At 63.4% G+C, this 16967-nt stretch carries 18 protein-coding genes and 1 tRNA gene; 5 read left to right on the forward strand and 14 right to left on the reverse strand.

What is annotated here, in order from left to right; all coding sequences use genetic code 11:
- A partial coding sequence (locus BN9444_RS12975; protein WP_068802120.1) for an aminotransferase class III-fold pyridoxal phosphate-dependent enzyme occupies nucleotides 1–859 on the reverse strand: 859 nt, incomplete at its 3' end.
- A gap of 45 nt (nucleotides 860–904) precedes the next feature.
- Here BN9444_RS12975 and BN9444_RS12980 point away from each other — a divergent pair.
- A complete protein-coding gene (locus BN9444_RS12980; protein WP_068802121.1) occupies nucleotides 905–2320 on the forward strand; it encodes a peptide MFS transporter in 1416 nt (471 codons plus the stop codon).
- Here BN9444_RS12980 and BN9444_RS14590 read toward each other — a convergent pair.
- Nucleotides 2274–2420 (reverse strand): hypothetical protein, encoded by a 147-nt coding sequence (locus BN9444_RS14590; RefSeq protein WP_154666922.1) that lies wholly within the window; start codon nucleotides 2418–2420, stop codon nucleotides 2274–2276. The two genes, BN9444_RS12980 and BN9444_RS14590, sit on opposite strands and share 47 nt — an antisense overlap.
- Nucleotides 2421–2457: 37 nt before the next feature.
- Here BN9444_RS14590 and BN9444_RS12985 point away from each other — a divergent pair, with 37 nt between their 5' ends.
- Nucleotides 2458–3174: an HNH endonuclease family protein gene (locus BN9444_RS12985; protein WP_066491565.1), complete on the forward strand. Its 717-nt coding sequence runs from the start codon at nucleotides 2458–2460 to the stop codon at nucleotides 3172–3174.
- 206 nt (nucleotides 3175–3380) lie between these two features.
- Here BN9444_RS12985 and BN9444_RS12990 read toward each other — a convergent pair whose 3' ends face one another.
- The 5 genes from BN9444_RS12990 to pflB all read right to left on the reverse strand — a co-directional run bounded on the left by BN9444_RS12990 (nucleotide 3381) and on the right by pflB (nucleotide 9270).
- Nucleotides 3381–4454 (reverse strand): SPFH domain-containing protein, encoded by a 1074-nt coding sequence (locus BN9444_RS12990; protein ID WP_082723292.1) that lies wholly within the window; start codon nucleotides 4452–4454, stop codon nucleotides 3381–3383.
- Between the two features lie 183 nt (nucleotides 4455–4637).
- Nucleotides 4638–5885: an alpha/beta fold hydrolase gene (locus BN9444_RS12995; RefSeq protein WP_068802122.1), complete on the reverse strand. Its 1248-nt coding sequence runs from the start codon at nucleotides 5883–5885 to the stop codon at nucleotides 4638–4640.
- A gap of 10 nt (nucleotides 5886–5895) precedes the next feature.
- Nucleotides 5896–6765: a pyruvate formate-lyase-activating protein gene (pflA, locus tag BN9444_RS13000; RefSeq protein ID WP_068802123.1), complete on the reverse strand. Its 870-nt coding sequence runs from the start codon at nucleotides 6763–6765 to the stop codon at nucleotides 5896–5898.
- A gap of 82 nt (nucleotides 6766–6847) precedes the next feature.
- Nucleotides 6848–7099 carry an autonomous glycyl radical cofactor GrcA2 gene (gene grcA2, locus BN9444_RS13005; protein WP_066491544.1) on the reverse strand — a complete coding sequence of 84 codons (252 nt, stop codon included), beginning with the start codon at nucleotides 7097–7099 and terminating at the stop codon, nucleotides 6848–6850.
- Nucleotides 7100–7176: 77 nt separating this feature from the next.
- Nucleotides 7177–9270, reverse strand: coding sequence for a formate C-acetyltransferase (gene pflB / locus BN9444_RS13010; protein ID WP_066491537.1), 2094 nt, complete (start codon nucleotides 9268–9270; stop codon nucleotides 7177–7179).
- 318 nt (nucleotides 9271–9588) lie between these two features.
- Between pflB and BN9444_RS13015 the strand changes: the two genes are divergently transcribed.
- The gene (locus BN9444_RS13015; protein ID WP_066491534.1) at nucleotides 9589–11532 is read left to right on the forward strand and encodes a solute carrier family 23 protein; all 1944 of its coding nucleotides are present in this window, start codon (nucleotides 9589–9591) and stop codon (nucleotides 11530–11532) included.
- A gap of 154 nt (nucleotides 11533–11686) precedes the next feature.
- On the opposite strand, the gene BN9444_RS13020 is transcribed toward BN9444_RS13015, so the two are convergent.
- Nucleotides 11687–11768: transfer RNA gene (locus BN9444_RS13020), tRNA-Leu, on the reverse strand.
- 89 nt (nucleotides 11769–11857) lie between these two features.
- Here BN9444_RS13020 and BN9444_RS13025 point away from each other — a divergent pair.
- Complete coding sequence (locus tag BN9444_RS13025) at nucleotides 11858–12295, forward strand: hypothetical protein (protein WP_066491532.1); 438 nt, start codon at nucleotides 11858–11860, stop codon at nucleotides 12293–12295.
- The gene (locus BN9444_RS13030; protein WP_066491524.1) at nucleotides 12288–12641 is read left to right on the forward strand and encodes a DUF3817 domain-containing protein; all 354 of its coding nucleotides are present in this window, start codon (nucleotides 12288–12290) and stop codon (nucleotides 12639–12641) included. The genes BN9444_RS13025 and BN9444_RS13030 overlap by 8 nt, the downstream gene beginning before the upstream one ends.
- A gap of 45 nt (nucleotides 12642–12686) precedes the next feature.
- Here BN9444_RS13030 and rdgB read toward each other — a convergent pair whose 3' ends face one another.
- The 6 genes from rdgB to BN9444_RS13060 all read right to left on the reverse strand — a co-directional run.
- Nucleotides 12687–13295 (reverse strand): RdgB/HAM1 family non-canonical purine NTP pyrophosphatase, encoded by a 609-nt coding sequence (gene rdgB / locus BN9444_RS13035; protein ID WP_066491522.1) that lies wholly within the window; start codon nucleotides 13293–13295, stop codon nucleotides 12687–12689.
- A 14-nt stretch (nucleotides 13296–13309) separates the two neighbouring features.
- Nucleotides 13310–14041 carry a ribonuclease PH gene (gene rph, locus BN9444_RS13040; RefSeq protein ID WP_066491519.1) on the reverse strand — a complete coding sequence of 244 codons (732 nt, stop codon included), beginning with the start codon at nucleotides 14039–14041 and terminating at the stop codon, nucleotides 13310–13312.
- A gap of 13 nt (nucleotides 14042–14054) precedes the next feature.
- Complete coding sequence (locus BN9444_RS13045) at nucleotides 14055–14822, reverse strand: MBL fold metallo-hydrolase (RefSeq protein ID WP_066491512.1); 768 nt, start codon at nucleotides 14820–14822, stop codon at nucleotides 14055–14057.
- Nucleotides 14823–14890: 68 nt separating this feature from the next.
- A complete protein-coding gene (gene murI, locus BN9444_RS13050; RefSeq protein ID WP_066491510.1) occupies nucleotides 14891–15697 on the reverse strand; it encodes a glutamate racemase in 807 nt (268 codons plus the stop codon).
- Nucleotides 15694–16380: a rhomboid family intramembrane serine protease gene (locus BN9444_RS13055; protein WP_066491508.1), complete on the reverse strand. Its 687-nt coding sequence runs from the start codon at nucleotides 16378–16380 to the stop codon at nucleotides 15694–15696. The genes murI and BN9444_RS13055 overlap by 4 nt, the downstream gene beginning before the upstream one ends.
- Before the next feature lie 31 nt (nucleotides 16381–16411).
- The coding region (locus BN9444_RS13060; RefSeq protein WP_199872868.1) for a P1 family peptidase at nucleotides 16412–16967 on the reverse strand (556 nt) is incomplete at its 5' end.

A 16967-nucleotide genomic window follows, 5' to 3' on the forward strand; every position in this document is an offset into this window, starting at 1 on the left:
CGGCAGGCTTCATGACCCCGCCTGTGAGCGCCTTGCCCAGGCATAAAATATCGGGCACGATACCGGCCGTTTGGGTGGTAAAAAGGTCACCAGCGCGCCCGAAACCGGTAGCGATTTCATCGGCGATGAGCACAATCCCCCGCCGGTCGCAGATTTCCCTCACTCCCGCGACGAGCTCGTGGTCGTGAAAGCGCATGCCGCCCGCGCCCTGCACGACAGGCTCGATAATGACGGCTGCGATCGACTCATCCATAAAGGACTCGAACTCCCGCAGGTACGCGGCGCGCTCCTCGGCCGAGGCACCCCGCACGGGCGGCGCTGGCGCAAAAATCTGACGGGCGAGGATGCCCTCCCACATCGCATGCATGCCGCCTTCCGGGTCGCACACACTCATCGCGCCGAAGGTGTCGCCGTGGTAGCCCGAGCGCCATGTCAAGAACTGTGTGCGCTCCGGATGTCCCATGCCGCGCGCATACTGCAGCGCCATCTTGAGCGCGACCTCCACGCCCACCGAGCCGGAGTCCGAGTAAAAGACCTGCGCGAAGTCCCCGCGCGTGAGCTGCATGAGGTTCTCCGTCAACCGTGCCGCGGGCTCGTGCGTGAGCCCTCCGAACATGACGTGGCTCATCCGGTCAATCTGGCCTTTCGCCGCCGCAACGAGCCGCGGATGCGAATGCCCGTGGGCCGCGGCCCACCACGAGCTCATGGCATCGATGAGCCGCCGCCCATTCATGAGTTCCAGGTACACGCCTTCGGTGCGCGCGACGGGCAGAGCCGGCGCACCAGGCACGGCGTAGGGGTGCCACATATGTTTAGAGTCCACGTCAAGGACAAATTGAACACTGTTCAAGTTTTTCATAAAAATAGGTCTACCACACGCCCGAATGGTGCATACTCAATATCCATGACCATAATTGAACAGCGTTCAAGAACGCGTATTCCGCTTACTTTGCCAGCCATCGCCGGTGTGGAAGCCTGGGAACGTTTCAGCTTCTACGGCATGCAGGCACTGCTCGCCTACTACCTCTATTCCACCGCCGCCGAGGGCGGCCTGGGCATGGATCAAGCGCAGGCCACCGCGCTCGTCGGCGCCTACGGTTCCGCGCTCTACCTGTGCACCTACGCCGGCGGCTGGGTAGCAGACCGCCTCCTCGGCGCGGAGAAAACCCTGCTTACCGGCGCAGCCCTCCTCATGGCCGGGCATCTTTCGCTCTCCCTCGTGCCCGGTTACGCCGGACTCATCGCGGGGCTTGTCCCCCTCGCGTTGGGCTCGGGTCTGCTCAAAACCGCAGCGATTACTATCCTCGGCGCCGCGTTCCCGCCTGAGGCAGGCAAGCGCGATGGCGCATTCCAGATCTTCTATCTCGGCATCAACGTCGGCGCGCTCCTAGGCCCCCTGCTCACCGGCTGGCTCGCCGAGTACCACGGATACCACGCAGGTTTTGCCGCGGCGGCCGGACTCATGGCCATCGGCTGCGTCTTTTATCTCTCCCTGCGCCGCCGCGCGCTCGCCTCGCTTGCCGATGCCCCCTTTATCCTCGCCCCCACCTCGCCCATCGCGCCGCGCCGCGCAGTGCTGGCTATCGTTGCTGTCGCAGCCCTTGTCCTCGGTGCCATCGCGCTCCTACCTCCCTCGCGCTTGGCACTCACGCTGCTCATTCTCACGGCGGGCACAGCACTCGCGCTTTTCATGCAGATGCTGCGCTCCCCGCAGGTTGACGCGCCCGAGCGCCGCCGCGTCCTTGCCTTCATTCCGCTCTTCGCGTGCTCCACGGTCTACTGGGCGCTGCAGTCGCAGATCTACGGCGTGCTCGCTGTCTATTCGCGCGAGCGTCTCGACCGCACCATCGGTTCCTTTGAGATCCCGGCCGCATGGACGCAGTCGCTCAACCCGTTCTACATTTTGGTATTCACGCTGCCCCTTGCGGCCATCATGGCGCGCTACCGCATGCCCGCCCGTCGCGTGCTCATGGGCGGCGGGCTTGCGCTCGCCGGCGCCGGAATGTTCCTGCTGCTGCCCTACTCGGGCGGCGGCACCGCGCCGTTTATCGCACTCGCCGGGTGCATCGCCACAATGAGCCTGGGCGAGATGCTCATCGGACCGGTAGGCATGGCAGCCTCAGCAGCACACGCCCCGCGCGCCTTCGCGACGCGCTTCTCAGCCCTCTACTTCCTCACGATGGCCATCGGCACCGCTCTTACCGGAACGATCTCCACGTTCTATTCGCTCGACCATGAGACGGCGTACATCGTGGCCGTGGGCGCCGTACCCGTCATTCTTGGTCTGGCTGTGGCGCTAGCCCCTCGCGCACGCAGCTAAGCGCCTCATCGACCGGCACGTCGTAGTCCAAGCCCTCGTCGACTCGGCGCTCAAGGCCCTGCTCCGCGAGGTAGTCGTCGAATAACTTATCGATGCTCATGGCTCGTGATCCTACCGCGCGTTAGGATATCTGGGTCATGTCCAAGTCCCCCTACGTCGTCGCCGCGCTCACCGCCGTTCTCATTGCGGTGACGCAGTTCTATCACGCGCCCACGCCGGAGCTGCCCGGCTCTAGCTCTGGTTCTGCCGCCGAGACCAAAGACACCACTGCCGCCACCGACACCACCGTCGAACTCGCCAGTCTCGACGCACTGACCGTCAAGGGTCGCGCGCCGAAGACCGGCTACGAACGCGAGCAGTTCGGTCAGCGCTGGTCGGACGATGTCACCGTCGAGTTCGGCCATAACGGCTGCGATACCCGCAACGACATCCTGCGCCGCGACCTCACAAATGTTGTCATTAAAGACAATACGCACGGGTGCGTGGTGCTCTCCGGCACATTGCACGACCCGTACTCGGGCACGGACATCGCATTCCAACGCGGAAAATCCACGTCCTCGGCAGTACAGATCGACCACGTCGTCCCGCTCGCGGATGCGTGGCAGAAAGGCGCGCAGGCCTGGACGCCAGAGCAGCGCCGCAACTTCGCCAACGACCCGCGCAACCTACTCGCCGTGGACGGACGCCTCAACCAGCAGAAGGGCGCGGGCGACGCCGCAACGTGGTTGCCGCCCAATAAGGCGTTCCGCTGCGACTACGCACAGCGCATCATCGACGTGAAGTCCGCCTACGGATTATGGGTCACGCAGGCCGAACACGACGCGCTCGCCCGCCAACTCGCACACTGCCCGTAAGCATTCGTAGATGAGCTTCGGCCCTGCGCTCCCCCATTGGACGCCCCGCGAGCGCCCCACGATTTCGGCGCTCACCGGACGCCTCGCCCTCACAGCCGCATAAAAAATCCCTCCACCCACCGCACCCAAGCGAGTTGGACGCGGGGATGGAGGAATGACGCGGTGCCTCACCGAACCAGGGAAGCCTCGGCGAGACAACCTGAGAGCTACATGTTGCCCTCGATCTGGCGCTTGATTTCAGCGTAGGGGCCCTCGAGCTCAGAACCCGATGCAGGGCCAGACTGGGCGCCGTAGACCTCGTGTGCGGTTTGCGGCTGGGACGGTGCCTGGGGCTTCGCCGAGCGCTTGGGGCGCGGCGAGGGGGTGGGGGCATCGGCAGCCTGCTCGGCCTGGGTGAGCGCATTGGTGGAGAGCAGGACGTCGCGCATGCCGCTGAAGAGCTCCGTCATACCGCCCGGGTTGGACGGCATGTACAGGACGTTCGTGTGGGAGCGGTCCGCAACGTCGACCATCGCGTCGAGGTACTGCGAGACGAGCATGAGGGTCTCTGGGTTCTCCTCGACGCCGGCGGCGCGCAGCAGCTCGTACTGGGCAGCAATACCTTCGACGATCTCCTTGCGCTGCTCCGCGACACCGCGGCCCTGGAGCTTGCGGGCCTCGGCAGCACCTTCAGCTTCCTTGACGACGCGAATCTTCTCGGCTTCTGCCTGAGCAATGGCGGCCTCGCGCTCGCGCTGCGCGGCGTTGATGGAGTTCATAGACTCACGGACGCGGGCGTCCGGGCGGATATCGGTGACCAGGGTGTTGACGAAGTTCCAGCCGTAGGCCGCCATATTGTCGCGCAGGGAGACCGCGACATTGCGGGCAATGGTGTCCTTGGACGAGAAGGACTCGTCAAGCCCCATGTTCGCGACGGAGGAACGGACGTTGTCCTGGACGTAGGCGATGATCTGCTGCTCGTGGTTGGAGAGCATGTAGTACGCTTCGCGCTCGCGGCCCTCGACGACCTGGTACTGGACGGCGACGGGGATCTGGACAAAGACGTTGTCCTGCGTCTTCGTCTCCACCATGACATCAAGCTGGCGGACCTTCAAGTTGATCTTGTCGCGGACGCGGTCGATGTAGGGAATCTTAAAATTGAGACCCGCGTGGGCGACGCGCTGGAACTTACCCAGGCGCTCGATGATGGCGGCCTCGCGCGTGCGCACGACCACGAAGCCGTCGAGAATGGTGGCGATGATGATCAGAGCAAAGATCACTCCGACAATGGCACCGAACATGAAAGAGCTCCTTCGTAGTGAGAGGGGTTGTCACTACATAGGGTGCCATAACTTTGGGCCTCATGATCGTCTGGAAGACGTAACAACTCAGTGACGATTCTGCGGAATCTGGCTCGCAGTTTTATCGACTACGGTCGATAAACTCGCAGATTTATAATATGTAGCCGATAAAAATGCGCATCTTTAGTGGTCGTCCGCCAGCCGCAAGAGCTCGGTGAAAATGGCCTCGCCGTCGACGCGGACACCGTTGTGCTGGTATTTATTCGTCACGTGCGGGCGCAGGTCGCGGTAGAGGTGTGCGGTGTGCATCGATTCCTCGAAGGGCACGAAGATGTCGTCGAGGTAGACGGCCGCCGCAGCAATGGCGGGCGCGTCCTTGAGGACCTCTAGGTCGTAGGGGCTGGACTCCCACGGGTGCTGGGCGAGCTTTTCTGCAGCAGCCTTAAGCGGGCGTAACGCAGGATCCTCGTCGAACTGCCAGGGGTAAATGTGCTCGCCGGTGAGCCACGTGCCGTCTTCGGCGAACTCGTCGAATTCCTCGCGGACGCGGTGCGCCGCCCAGTTCGTGGGCGTGGAGTCGACGACGCCGCCGTAGATGGACTCGTGGATGGCTGCGTAGAGCGGGCCACCTTGAAAGGTCACGCGCTGGCCGACGTCCTGCAGGAAATCCGAACGCAGGCGCTTCTCCCCACGCACGGTGCGGAAAGGCTCCTCGAGGAGGAACGCAAGCGTATCGAAGCCGGCGCCGCGGCCGAGCTCAATGCCGATGGTGCGGAAGCGACGGGAGGACAGGCGCTCGCCCGTGGGCACAGTCTCCTCGTGGTTGTCGAGGTGGTCGATAATCTCCTCGATGCGCTGCTGCGCCCAAGGAATTTCGCGGAAGAACTGACTCTCGCGGGCACGCAGCTTCGTATACGTCGCGCGGTACAGGTCGTCGGCGCCCAGGCGCGTGGTGGGCAGGCCTCCGGTGAGGAAGGCGCGCTCAATGGATTCGGGGAACATGGACAGGTAGGCGGTGATGATAAAACCGCCGAAGGACTGACCGTAGAGCGACCACTTCTTCAAGCCCAGGTGCTCGCGGACGCGCTCGGCGTCGCGCACGATGTTGTCTTGGCGCAGGAGATGAAGCTTGTCGAAGTCGGCGGCATCGGAAAGCTCATCAATGCGATGCGAGCGGCCGGTGCCGCGCTGGTCGAGCAAAATCCAGCGGTAGCGCGTGAGCCCCGCCTTGAGCAGCCCGCCGAGACCGGCGGCGGGGCGCTCGGCCGGAAAGCCTGGGCCGCCCTGCATGTAGACGAGCGCGGGATAATTCTCGCCGCCGGGCGGGATGATCTCGCGGGCGAAAACGTCAAAGGTCCCGCTATCGGGATTGGAGTAATCCCACGGGACCGTGACGTGATGTTCTTTGAATTCGTGGCCAAAGCGCTTCATGCGCTCCAGGCTAGTAGACCGTGAAACCCTTCTCGCGGAAGACGTCGCGGATCTTCTCCATCTCGTCAACTGCGGGCGGTTTAACGTCCTCGAGCTTGTAGTCCATGCCCAACTCGTGCCACTTGTCCTTGCCCATGTTGTGGAACGGCAGCACCTCGACGCGCTCGACGTTGCCCTTCCAGCGGGCCACGATATTCGCGACGTTGGCGACGTTCTCCGGGGAGTCAGTGAGACCCGGTACGACGACGAAGCGGATCCATACCTTCTTGCCCATGCGGTGCAGCTTGTCACCGAAGTCGATGGTGGGCTGCAGCTCGCGGGCGGTGACCAACTTGTAGGTCTCCTCGTCGCCCGCCTTCACATCGAGGAGGAAGAGATCGATATTGTCGATATCCTCGTCGCGCAGGCGCGCGCCGAAGAAACCGGAGGTATCGATCGCGGTGTGAATGCCAGCGTCGTGGACTTCCTTGAGCACGCGGCGGGTAAAGGCAATCTGGAACAGCGGCTCGCCGCCGGAGATGGTAAGTCCGCCGCCGGAGGCGTTGAATATGGGCTTGTAGCGCTTGATGCGCTTGACCACGTCTTCGATGGTCTCCAGAGTGCCAGTCTTCATCTCCATGGTGTCGGGGTTGTGGCAATACAGGCAGCGCAGAGGGCAGCCGGACATGAACATGGTCATGCGCGTGCCAGGGCCGTCGACGGCCGTGACGAGCTCCCACGAGTGAATGAGTGCGATATCGCCGGTGCGACGGGCTTCCATAAGCTCCGGGCGCGTGATTTCGTCCAAGTGATTATCAGAGCCGAGGCCGCCCGCGACGCCGCGGACTTTCTCGCCGACTTCCGGCTCGAGGTGAACGACGCCGGTTACGCCATCTGCCATTGCTCAATGCTCCTTGCGAATAGTCCAATGCGGCCGCAGGCTCCGTGGGAGCCGACGACCGCTACTGGATAAGTGAGTGTTACTAGCTGCCCTGGTGGAAGGTACGCGAGATAACATCCAGCTGCTGCTCGCGGGTGAGCTTGACGAAGTTCACGGCGTAGCCAGAGACGCGAACGGTGAGGTTCGGGTACTTCTCCGGGTGCTCCACAGCATCCTCGAGGGTGGACTTGTCCAGCACGTTGATGTTGGCATGGTACAGACCCGAGTTCATGTTGTGCTCGTCGCGCTTTGCCTTCATGTCGGCCAGGCGCTCTTCGAAGGTGTGGGTTGCCATTGTGTATGTCTCCTGAAATGTGGTGAGTGGTTGGGGTGCCGCGGCCGAGCTGGCCGCGGCAAGGATGGGGGTTCGGACTACTCCGCGTTGTCCATAATGAAGCCGGAGTCCAGGACGCCCACCAGGTTGGTGATGCGCTCCTCAGGCGTGCGGCCCAGGCCGGTCGGGGTAATCGTGTTGGTGAGCGAGATGCCGTCCAGTGCGTCCTGGTAGTCCAGCTTGCCCACGGACAGCATGGAGGCGACCATGCCGTGGGAGTCGGCACCGTTCTCCGGGTTAGCGCCCGGCGCGAACGGGGTACCAGCCTTGTGACCGGACGGGAAGGAACCGGTGGCCTTGCCGTAGACCACGTTGGAGGTAATGGTCAGGACGGACTGGGTCGGGATGGCGTTGCGGTACATCGGGATGGCCTTAATCTTGTCCATCACGGTGTGGACCACGGTGGCGGCGATGTCATCCGCGCGGTCATCGTCGTTGCCGTAGAACGGGAACTCGCCCTCGGTGCGGTAGTCGACAACCAGGCCGGTCTCGTCGCGGACCGGGTAGACCTTGGCGTACTTGATGGCGGACAGGGAGTCGGCCACGATGGACAGACCGGCGATGCCGCAGCCCATGGAGCGGACGATGTCCGAGTCGTGCAGAGCCATCTCGACTGCTTCGTACGCGTACTTATCGTGCGAGTAATGGATGATGTTGAGGGCCTCAACGTAGGTGCCGATGACCCAGTCGAGCATGTCCTCGTACTTTGCCCAGACCTCTTCGAAGTCGAGCGGGCCGTCGCCTTGGATGGGCTCGTAGCCGGTCATGATCTGCTTGCCCGTGACCTCGTCGCGGCCACCGTTGATGGCGTAGAGGAGGGACTTTGCAGCGTTGACGCGAGCGCCGAAGAACTGCATCTGCTTACCAACGCGCATCGGGGACACGCAGCACGCGATGGCGGCGTCGTCGCCCCACTGCTCACGAATCTGGCGGTCGGACTCGTACTGGATGGACGAGGTCTCAATCGAGATATGAGCACAGAACTTCTTGTAGCCCTCAGGCAGCTTCGGGTCCCAGAAGATGGTGATGTTCGGCTCTGGGGACGGGCCCAGGTTGACCAGAGTCTGCAGGAGGCGGAAGGAGGTCTTGGTGACCATGTGGCGGCCGTCGTCGCCGAAGCCGGCGTCAGACCAGGTTGCCCAGTACGGGTCGCCCGAGAAGATCTGGTCGTAATCCTCGGTACGCAGGAAACGGACGATGCGCAGCTTCATGACGAGGGAGTCGATGATCTCCTGGGCCTCGGACTCGGTAAGGATGCCACGAGCGAAGTCGCGCTCGAAGTAGGAGTCGAAGAATGCAGACAGGCGGCCGATGGACATGGCAGCGCCATCCTGGGACTTAATGGAGGCCAGGTAGCCGAAGTAGGTCCACTGAACAGCCTCATGAGCGGTGGAAGCCGGGCCGGAGATATCGAAGCCGTAGGACTCAGCCATCTTCTTCAGCTTCTTCAGAGCCTTGATCTGCTCTGCGTGCTCCTCACGGTAGCGTGCCCAGTGCTCAGAGAAGCCCAGGTCTGCCACGGCGTCCTTGGAACGCTGCTTTTCCTCGATGAGGTAGTCGACGCCGTAGAGGGCGACGCGGCGGTAGTCACCGATGATGCGGCCGCGGCCGTAGGCGTCCGGCAGGCCGGTGATGATGTGCGAGGAACGAGCGGCACGAATGCGCGGGGTGTAGATATCGAAGACTGCGTCGTTGTGGGTCTTGCGGTAGCGCGTGAAGATTTCCTTCACGGCCGGGTCGTATTCCTTGCCGGCTTCCTTGATGGCCTGCTCGACCATGCGCCAGCCGCCGAACGGCATCATGGCGCGCTTGAGCGGCGTATCCGTCTGCAGACCGACGATGACGTTGTCGTCTTCACAGATGTAGCCAGCCGGGAAAGCGTCAATATCGCTGGCGGTGTGGGTATCGACATCAAAGATGCGCTTCTTGCGCTCGATGGAGAGGTAGTTCTTCTCCAAGTAATCGAAGGTACGCATGGTCTTCTCGGTGGGGCCTTCGAGGAACGAAGCGTCGCCATCGTACGGAGTGTAGTTGCGCTGCACGAAGTCGCGGACGTCGATTCCTTCGGTCCACGGTCCCGGGTTGAAGCCTTCCCAGGCGGTAAACTGCAGCGGCTCGGTTGCGGTGGTCACGAGGCGTGACTCCCTTCTGTTTCGACGTTTTTAAGGGCTCGCCGTTTTACTTCAACCGGCAGTGCCCTGACACGCTCGAATTTACCCGTGCACCTGCTTGTTTCCTACCTCAGTCCTGGGTCACAAAGAGACCAATACCACAAGTTTTTCCGTACTTACTGCTCAGCGAATTCATATAAAACGGCCGTTCCGTATCTATCGGGGGCAAATTACCCCCATCGCCCCCCCGGTGCTGAAGCGGTTCAGATTGGTATGTTCAGACTTCGCTCACGTCACGCGACTAGGCTTCCGCACTGCGCACCGGCTACTTTTATTCGCATGACTTCTTCTCCGCTTCCTCCCCCAGACACGGCGAACACTGTGACCTCCCGTCCCACCAACGCTGTCGATGCCGTCCCTCCTGCGCCCAAGCTCGCCGCGCTCGGCCTCCAGCACGTCCTCGCGTTCTACGCCGGCGCCGTCATCGTTCCTCTCCTCATTGCGGGCTCGCTCAATCTCGACACCGCGACGACCATCCACCTCATCAACGCTGACCTGCTCACCTGTGGTCTGGCGACCCTTATCCAATCGGCGGGCATCGGCAAGCACGTGGGTGTGCGTCTGCCCATCATCCAAGGCGTGACCACCACGGCGGTCTCCCCCATCATCGCCATTGGCCTGGGCGCGACGAACGGGGAAGGCGGCACCGCCTCCCTGCCCACCATCTATGGCGCCATCATCGTCGCGGGTCTGTTCACCTTCTTCGCCGCTCCTGTCTTTGGCAAGGTGCTGCGCTTCTTCCCGTCTATCGTCACCGGCACGGTGCTCCTCGTCATGGGCACATCGCTGCTCGCGGTCTCCGCCAACGACTTCATCAACTACGCGGAAGGCGTGCCGGCCACCCGCGACCTCCTCTACGGCTTCGGCACCCTCGCCGTCATCGTCCTTGTCCAGCGCTTCTTCCGCGGCTTCCTGGGTACGCTCTCTGTCCTCATCGGCCTCGTGCTCGGCACTGCCGTCGCTCTCGCGCTGGGTGATGCCTCCTTTGCCGAGGTCGCCACCGCCGACGCGTTTGGCATCACCACGCCCTTCTACTTCGGCATTCCGAAGTTCGACCTCGTCGCCATCTTCTCCCTCATCATCGTCATGATTATCACCATGGTCGAGACCACTGGCGACGTCTTCGCCACCGGCGAAATCGTCAAGAAACGCATTCGCCGCGACGACGTCGTGCGCGCCATCCGGGCTGACGGCGTATCCACCGTCCTCGGCGGTGTCATGAACTCTTTCCCGTACACCTGCTTCGCCCAAAACGTCGGCCTCGTGCGGCTTACTGGCGTCAAGTCGCGCTGGGTGGCCGTCGCCGCCGCAGGCTTCATGATTCTCCTCGGCTTGCTTCCCAAGGCCGGCGCCATCGTCGCCGCCATCCCCTCGCCGGTCCTCGGTGGCGCCTCGCTCGCGCTGTTCGCCAACGTCGCCTGGGTCGGCCTGCAGACCATCGCCAAGTCGGACCTCTCTGACGGCCGCAACGCCGCCATCGTCACCACTGCCCTCGGCCTGGCCATGCTCGTCACCTTCAAGCCGGATATCGCGGCCGCCTTCCCGAACTGGGCACAGACCTTCGTCTCCTCCGGCATGTCCATCGGCGCGCTCACGGCCATCGTGCTCAATCTCCTCTTCTTCCACCTCGGCCGCCAGTCCGGCGCCGATGTCTCGCGCGCAACGGGCACCGGCGTGTCCCTCGACGAGCTCAACAACATGGAACGCGACGATTTCGTCGCAGCCCTGCGTCCCCTCTTCAACAACGAGACGTGGCCGCTGGAGACCGCCTGGGAAGCCCGCCCCTTCGCCGACATCAACGAGCTGCGCGCGGCCATCCAGGTCGCGGTGCTCACCGCTCCTTCGGAGCGCCGCGAGGCCCTCATCCACGATTACCCCGCCATGGACGACCTTCTTCTGCGCCCGCAGGACGTCGCCACGGCCGACCGCGGCTCCATTGGTTTGGCCGAGCTTGACGATGCCCAATCGGAGAAGTTGCAAGAGCTCTCCGCCGCCTATCGCTCGCGCTTTGGGCTGCCCTTCGTGGCGTATCTCGACACCACCGACACGGTCGAGCGCGTCCTCGACGCGGGCGTGCGCCGCCTCGCCAACTCCGAAGAACAGGAACGCCGCGTGGCGCTGAGCGAAATCGTAGAAATCGCCAACGACCGCTTCGACCTGCTGCTCGCCGACGCCAACCCGGTGCGCTCGGCGTGGGACCGCAAGTTCACGGAAATCGACTAGCAGCACCGAGCTCGCCATCCGCGCCCCGCGAGCCTGGCTTTGGGTTTATGGCGTTTCGCAGCGCGTACCGCACCACCAACCGCCATAAAACCAAAGCTGGCCGCAAACGCGCGAAGGGCCGGCCTCGTTCGATACGAGGCCGGCCCTTTTATTGTGCGCCCGGGGAGAATCGAACTCCCACGTCCTAAGACACTAGAACCTAAATCTAGCGCGTCTGCCAATTCCGCCACGGGCGCGTGCGGGATAAAGCTTAGCAAGTGGACTGGGCGGGGAGTTAATGCGCGGGGTTAGAAAATTGGGGCACGGGGTGGGTAGGCTATGACGAGTGAGCAGCAAGGAACCGCGTAAACGTCAAAAGATCAAGGTCAAATGGTGGCACATCCTCTTGATCGCGTTCTTCGTGGTGACGTTCTTGTTCCTCGCGTGGTGGCAGTGGACGCGTTTTCAGTCCGGCTCCGGCACGTTCCAGAACCTGGGCTATGCCTTCCAGTGGCCGCTGTTCGCCGTCTTCGTGGTCTACGCCTACCGCACAGCGCTCAAGTATGAAAACGAGCGCATCGACGCCGAGAACGCGGCGGCCGCCGACGGCGACGAGGACTACCAGTATGTCTCCGAGCGCGAAGCGCCAAAGCATACGATGACCGCCATCGACGAGGACTTTTTGCCCTCCCGTCCCCAGATGGACGTCGAGGAATTTAACGCCTTGAATGTCCAGCGCCGTGAGCGCCCTTCAACCCGCAACGAAAGTGAAAGCAATGACTAACCAGCCCGCGCAGCACCACCCCGAACGCCAGGCACGCGTGAAGACCGCCCTGAACATCTTCTCCGTCTTCGCCTGGGTCACCGGTGTCTTCCTGCTCGCCCTCGTTGTCCGCATGGTGTGCCAGTACATTCTGAAGCTCGACATCCCGGAGTGGGCCACGTGGATCGCTATCGCCCACGGCTGGGTCTACGTCGGCTACCTGCTCTCCGTGCTCAACCTGGGCACCAAGGCACTGTGGCCTTTCCCGAAGATGCTCGGCACCGCCCTCGCCGGCGTTGTGCCTTTCTTCTCCTTCTTCATGGAAGCCAAGCGCCGCAAGGAAGTCATCGCAGCGTTCAACCTCTAAGACGCATACAAAAATCGCCGGTCCCCACGCGGGATCGGCGATTTTTTATGCGGACTTGGCGAGCTCCGCGATGTGGGGCACGAGCTGCTCGAGCGCGCGATGGCGGTGCGAGACAGCGTTCTTTTCGGCAGGGGTCATCTCGGCCGAGGAGCGCTCCTCCCCTTCCGGCTGGAAGAGTGGGTCGTAGCCGAAGCCATTTTCGCCGTGGCGCTCGCGCAGGAGCATGCCCGGCCAGCGACCTTCGGCGAGGAATTCCTGACCATCCGGCGTGACGAGCGCGCACGTGGACACGAAGGCGGCGGCGCGGCGCTCATCCGGCACGTGCTCCATCTGTGCGAGCAGAAGGTCGTTATTCGCCTCGTCGTTGCCGTGGGTGCCGGACCAGCGCGCGGAGAGCACTCCCGGCATGCCGTTGAGCTCTTCGACGGCGATGCCGGAGTCATCCGCAATGGTGGCCAAGCCCGTATGGGCGACGCCGGCGCGTGCCTTGATGAGCGCATTGTCGGCGAAGGTTCGGCCATCCTCGACCGGCTCCTCGTACGCCTCCACCGCGGACAGCGGGAGGAGTTCGACGCCGGCGATGCCAGCCTCGGCGAGGATGGTCTCGAGCTCGCCCAGCTTCTTCTTGTTATTCGATGCGACGAGAATCTGCATGTGAAGTCCCAGTCCTAGTTCCAGCCGAGCGCTGCCTTTTGGGCCTCAATAAGCTCGTAGCAGCCCTTCTCCGCGAGATCGAGCATCTGGTTCAGCTCAGCGCGGCCGAAAAGTCCGTGCTCGCCGGTGCCCTGGATCTCCACGAAATTGCCGGAGGAGGCCATGACGACGTTGAGGTCGACCTCGGCGCGGGAGTCCTCCTCGTAGGGCAGGTCGAGTGACGGGCGACCGTCAATGATGCCCACGGAGACCGCAGCGATGGGGTCGAGCAGCGGCTCGCCGGGGACGACGCCTGCTTCCTTGAGGTGTGCGACAGCATCAGCCAGCGCGACATAGGCGCCGGTGATGGAGGCGGTACGGGTGCCGCCATCGGCCTGGAGGACGTCGCAGTCGAGCTGAATGGTGTTCTCCCCCAGCTCGCGCAGGTCCACGGCGGCGCGCAGGGAGCGGCCGACGAGACGGGAGATTTCATGCGTGCGGCCCTTGACCTTGCCCTTCATGGACTCGCGCGGCATGCGCTCGTGCGTTGCGGACGGCAGCATGGAGTACTCGGCAGTGAGCCAGCCCTCGCCGGAGTCCTTCTTAAAGCGCGGGACGCCATACTCGACGGACGCGGTGCACATGACGCGGGTGTTGCCGAACTCGACGAGGACGGAGCCTGCCGGGTTGGTCGTGAAATTGCGGGTGATGCGAACAGGGCGCAGCTCATCGAGCGCGCGGCCATCGAAGCGAATGAAATCAGACATGGGCTCTAGCGTACTAGAGCTCAAACTCCATGTCGGGAGCACCAACGACGATCTCTCCATCGAACTCGGCGCGGGCCGCGGCCACGGTGGCTTCGCGGTCGCCCCACGGCTGGAGGTGGACGAGCACGAGCTTCTTCACACCGGCGAGTGTCGCGAGACGCCCTGCCTCGCCACCAGACATGTGCATATTCGGCGCCTTGCCCTCCGAGGTTTCGCCCCAGCCCGCCTCGCAGAGGAAGATATCCGCATCCTGGGCGGCCGGAATGAGGTCCTCGGTAAATGCGGAGTCGCCGGAGTATGCGATAACGCGGCCCGACTTCGCGTGCTCCACGCGCAGTGCGAACGTCTCAGTGGGGTGGATGGTGCGGTACGGCGTCATGTAGACCTCGTCGACGAGCTGGCGTTCGCCCTGGCGCCAGTTGTCGAAAGCGAAGGTATCCGAGAAATCGTCGACCTCATCCGGCACGTCTGCGGACAGGCGGCCGAGGTGCACCGGAGTGGCGGCCGGGCCGAAGCACAGGTTGCGCGCGGCGGCCGGGGCCGTGGGATGGAAGCGACGCCAGACCATGAGTGACGGGAAATCCATGCAGTGGTCAGCATGGAGGTGGCTAAAGGTCACGTGAGCGTCACACGGATCCTGGTGTTTCTGCAGCTGTGCGAGCGTCCCCGGGCCCATGTCCATGACGATGGACGGGGCGTTATCGAAGGACACGAGGTAGCCCGACGCCGGATTAGCAGGCGTGGGCACAGAGCCGGAACAACCAAGGATGGTCAACTTCATGGGTACATCGTTGCACGAAAGTAACCAAAAGTCAGGCAATCGTCACTCGATTGCGAGAAACTTCTGGGTTATCCCTGAATGTGGTTGAATTCACCGGGGCCGCGGCCGAGGAAGCGCGCGGCGAGTTTATCAAAGAGCTCCGGCGCACCGGTGGACTCGAAGACGCGGGTGGGCGGCTCGGGGTTCGCGCGCAGCATATCGGACTCCGTGAGCACCTTGAGCACGTCTTTCGCGGTTTCCTCTGCAGAGGAGACGAGCGTGACGTTGTCCCCCATCGCAAGTTGGATGACACCGGAAAGCAGCGGGTAGTGTGTGCAGCCGAGTACGAGCGTGTCGACGCCCTCGGCCTGCAGCGGCGCGAGGTAGTTTTCCGCCACGCCCAGAATCTGGCGGCCGGAGGTAATGCCGCGCTCCACGAAGGGCACGAAGTCCGGGCACGCGGTGGCGAAGGCCTGGACGCCGGGATTGACCGCGAAGAGGTCCTGGTACGCGCCAGAGTTGACGGTGCCTTGCGTGCCAATCACACCCACCTTGCCGTTGCGGGTTGTCGCCATCGCACGGCGTACGGCGGGGCGGATGACCTCGACAACGGGGACGTCGTAGCGCTCGCGCGCGTCGTGCAGGAACGCCGCCGTCGCCGTATTACACGCGATGACGATCATCTTGCAGCCGCGCTCCACGAGCTCGTCCGCAATGTTCTGAGAGAACTGACGCACCTCGGCAATGGAGCGTGGGCCGTACGGACCGTGAAGAGTATCGCCGATGTAGTGGATGGACTCGTGAGGCAGCTGGTCCATGATCGTGCGAGCCACGGTGAGCCCGCCCAGACCAGAGTCAAAGACGCCGATGGGAGCGTCTGCAGCAGGAGAACTCAACGCAGTTCCTGCTTTCGCGAACCGGACAGAGCCCTGACTGGATCGTCGGAGGTAATGGTCATGCCGGCGAGAATGCCGCCGATGGCGCCGAAGAGGTGGCCCTGCCAGCTCACGCCCTCATAGACAGGCAGCACGCCCCAGATAAGACCGGAGTAGGCGAAGGCCAACACAACGCCGGTAAAGAACTGCACGAGCGAACGGTTAAACACACCGCGCACGATGAGGTACGCGAGCCAACCGTAGACCATGCCCGAGGCGCCAATGTGCAAGGTACCCGGCCCACCAAAGAGCCACGTACCCACGCCAGCGACGAGCAGAACGATAGCGGAAACTTCCCAGAACGCGCGGCGGCCGGACAAGCCCACGATGAAACAGAAGATGGCGCCCGGAATGGAATTACCCATGAGGTGCTCGAAGTTGGCGTGAAGGAAGGGCGCGAAGAAGATACCCCAGATACCGGAGAAGTCGAGCGGGCGGATACCGAAGTAGCCCAGGTGTCCGCCGAAGATGACGGCGTTGATGATGTGCACGCCCCACTCGATGACGAGGTAGCCAATAGCAAACGTCAGGCCTGCACGGATGCGTCCGCTGCGCGTGTAATTCTTCGAATCACCAGAATTCCGGCGCGGGGCGGGCGCGCCGCCGGGCCGGTACTGGTAATTCTGCATTCCGCCATAAGTCATAATGCGACCTACTTTAGCGCGGCGGGCGACATCAGGCGCGTTTCGGCAGCGTCGCGTACGTCGCAAGCCCAAATCCCGGCGCGGCATGCACGACTGCGTCGACGATGGCGGCCTCGACGGCGTCAGCTGCTGCGACGCCGAGCGCCATCATGGTCGGCGTGTCCACGCCTGCCGCCGCTGCCGGTGCCGCCGCTGTCGCGTCGGCAGGGGGAGCAGAGAGGGCAAAGATGGTGTCACCGTCGAGCGGCGAGTGCGCCGGACGCACGGCTCGGGCGATGCCGTCGTGCGCTGTAAGCGCCAAGCGCTTGGCTTGGGCCTTGGTCACTGGGGCGTCGGTGACGACCACGCCAATGGTCGTGTTGAGCTTCGACTGCTTGGGGTCCGGCACCGCGGCGTAGGCCTCTGGGTCGAGCGCCTCGAGGCTCTCCCCCGTCGCGCGCTCGTAAGCGCGGGCGCCGAAGAGCTCTCCGGTCTCGGCGTCGACGACCTCACCCGCCGGGTTCGCGACCATATAAGCGGTGACCTGATAGTTGTGAGACGGCGCATGTGCGGTGACGCTCGCGCTGCCAAAGCCGCCGCGCAGGCGG

Origin of the sequence: Corynebacterium phoceense, assembly GCF_900092335.1 — a bacterium.
In the GTDB taxonomy this organism is placed as follows: Bacteria; Actinomycetota; Actinomycetes; order Mycobacteriales; family Mycobacteriaceae; genus Corynebacterium; species Corynebacterium phoceense.